4 protein-coding genes are annotated in these 2,370 nt (G+C 74.1%); all 4 read right to left on the reverse strand.

Translation table 11 applies throughout. The features are described from left to right. On the reverse strand, window positions 1-896 hold an 896-nt coding region (locus AB0H49_RS34355; protein ID WP_357257292.1), incomplete at its 3' end, for a hypothetical protein. A 314-nt stretch (window positions 897-1,210) separates the two neighbouring features. Continuing rightward, complete coding sequence (locus AB0H49_RS34360; RefSeq protein WP_357257295.1) at window positions 1,211-1,675, reverse strand: hypothetical protein; 465 nt, start codon at window positions 1,673-1,675, stop codon at window positions 1,211-1,213. A gap of 62 nt (window positions 1,676-1,737) precedes the next feature. After that, on the reverse strand, window positions 1,738-1,950 hold the full coding sequence (locus AB0H49_RS34365) for a hypothetical protein (protein WP_357257298.1): 213 nt from the start codon (window positions 1,948-1,950) through the stop codon (window positions 1,738-1,740). A gap of 26 nt (window positions 1,951-1,976) precedes the next feature. Then, window positions 1,977-2,225, reverse strand: coding sequence for a hypothetical protein (locus AB0H49_RS34370; protein ID WP_357257301.1), 249 nt, complete (start codon window positions 2,223-2,225; stop codon window positions 1,977-1,979). Window positions 2,226-2,370: the final 145 nt, after the last annotated feature.

Consider the following 2,370-nt stretch of genomic DNA (forward strand, 5'->3'; position numbering starts at 1 on the left):
ATGTCGTCCAGGTCGGCCCGCTCGCGCGGGGTGCCCCGGAAGTCCTCCGGCAGCATCAGGACCACCTGGGCGCCCTCGTCCTCCAGGCGGTCCGGGACGGCCAGCCAGTCCTCCTTCTGCGCCTCCGGGTCCAGGTGCAGGGCGGCCTTGAGCATCGACCACAGCCAGCGGCCGTACAGCTGGTCGTCGCTGGGGCGCGGGCCCTTCCACTTGCCCAGGCCGTCCGGGCCGGTGAACCCGGCGACCACGGCGCCGCCCGCAGCTACCAGAAGGCCGGCCCCGGTGCGCTCGGGGGCGACGGCGTACAGCGCCCACCCGGCCGGGACGGCGGCGCGCGCCGTCAACACGCTCACGTACGCCCACCGGCCGTAGGAGGCCAGGCCCCGGAACAGAGCGACGGGCAGCATCAGCACGCCCCTCAGCCCCCGACCCGCCCAGCGCCCGGCCAGCGCGACGTGCCACGCCACGATCGCGCCGACGTCGGAGGCCTGCACCAGGAGGCGGGGCAACGGCAGGGAGCCCACCCAGTCCGTGAAGCCCACCAACCGCGCGGACAGGAGCTCACGGAAGTCCGGTCCGATCGCCGGGCCGGGCAGGGCGACGGCGCCCATCGCGGCCAGCGGGGCGGACAGCGCCTCGGGCTCGGGCAGCGCGTTGTTCCAGAACGACGCCCCCGCCTCCTTCTTCCGCGCGGCGCTCTTCGCCCCGATCGGGCGCCCGGCCAGGAACCGCCCGATCGCGCCACCGAACGCCTTCCCCGCCTTGCCGATCGCCTCGTCCGTGGCCTTCTGCTTCGGGGTGCGCTTGGGCAGCTTGGGCATCTGGCTGATCAGCCAGCCGATCGCGCCCAGGGCCAGCAGCACGCCCAGCCCGTTGAGGTGAAACGGCTTGCCCACCGCCTCCAGGACGCCCCAGACCGCGTTGAACGTGCCGTCGTCAGCCTGCCCCGGGGTACCCGTGGCGGGGCCGGACGGGTGCGCGGAGGGCGACACCTGGGCAAGGCTGGATACGGCGCTGTGGACGCCCCTCCCGGCTGCCAGGATGGCCATGGTGCTCTCCTCTCCATTGCCTTGGGGAGCCTGCTGCCGGGCGGGGTTTCAGCCCCCGCCCGGCGTCCCCTCGTTGATCAGAGATCAGCAGGTGATCTGTCAGTGTGCGCGCCACCTGCGACAAATGGCGCACGGATATGCGATTCCGAGCGGCCACCCGCTCAGCTCTCGCCGCTCTCCTCGCGGTGCCAGTCGCACGGATCCGCCGGCGAACACCACGGACCCGCACAACCCGGCGGGACCGAGCGCCACCACAGGTACTCCTGCCGCACGTACGCCTTCGTGCCCCCGGGCGCGTCCCACTCGATCGAGTCGGGCCCGATCGGACCGGCGACCTCTTCCGGGTGGAGCCGGTCGAACTGCTGGAGCGCGAAGGCTGCCGACTCGGCCAACCCGCCGTCCAGCTCGGTCTGGCTCCGCCACCACCGCCGGTCGTGGACGGCCGCCAGGCGCAGGATCGCCTCCCGGCGCTCGGCCGTGGTCACCGGCCCGTAGTGCTCCGGCCGGTGCGGGCCCTCCAGCTCCTTGACCAGCCGGGCGACCTCCTCCGTCTCCTGGTCGAGGTCGGGGGCGCCGTCGTACGCGTCGTTGGCGCACGGGGCGTTGAAGGCGGGGTAGTGCGTCATCGGGTTCTCCTTCGTACGAGCCGGGGCGGGCCGGTGGCGGCCCGCCCCGGGCGGATGGTCGGTCAGGTGACGATCAGGTGGGCGGGGTGTCGGCCGCCCATGTGGGCCACGCAGTCCGGGCAGTCCTCGCCCGGGGCCAGGTGGGCGTGCACCCGGCGGCTGTCGTGCGCGTGCTCCCAGCACTGCCGGCACTCGCCCCGGGGCGGGTTTGCCGCCTTTGTGGGGTTGTTGCCGCCGATGGTCAGTGCCTCTCCGAGGCTGGCGAGCCAGCTCATGTCGTGCTCCTCTCGGTCGGGGTGGGTCAGGCCTGGGTGGCCTGGACGATGGCGGTGTCGATCCGGCTCAGCTCGTCCTGCGTGAGGCCGGCCGCCAGGATCGCGGCGTTGGCCTCCTTGGCGATCCGCTCCACGTCCCGGTCCAGGTGGGCGGGGTCGATGCCCAGCTGGTCGGCGATCGCGTCGAACCGGGCCTTGGCCTGCGCGGCTTCCAGGGCCAGGCGCAGGCGGTGGTAGGCGCGGATCGCGTCGCGGGCGGTCGTGTCGGTGCTCATCGGGTTCTCCCTTGGTGGTGGCGGGGGGGGGGCGGGGGGGGCGGGCCGGCGCTGGCGGTGGTGGGCGGTCAAGAGGAAGAGGGCGGGGGGGAGGGGGGGGGGGTGTTATTGGAGCGCCCGGGGCAGGGTGTGGGGGGGGGGGTGC

It is taken from the genome of Nocardia sp. NPDC050713 (assembly GCF_040654315.1).
Taxonomy (GTDB): domain Bacteria; phylum Actinomycetota; class Actinomycetes; order Mycobacteriales; family Mycobacteriaceae; genus Nocardia.

Bases quoted from the DNA above. Each gene is read 5' to 3' on its own strand.
- AB0H49_RS34365 (WP_357257298.1), bottom strand. From the start codon at position 1,950: ATGAGCTGGCTCGCCAGCCTCGGAGAGGCACTGACCATCGGCGGCAAC.
- AB0H49_RS34360 (WP_357257295.1), bottom strand. From the start codon at position 1,675: ATGACGCACTACCCCGCCTTCAACGCCCCGTGCGCCAACGACGCGTAC.
- AB0H49_RS34370 (WP_357257301.1), bottom strand. From the start codon at position 2,225: ATGAGCACCGACACGACCGCCCGCGACGCGATCCGCGCCTACCACCGC.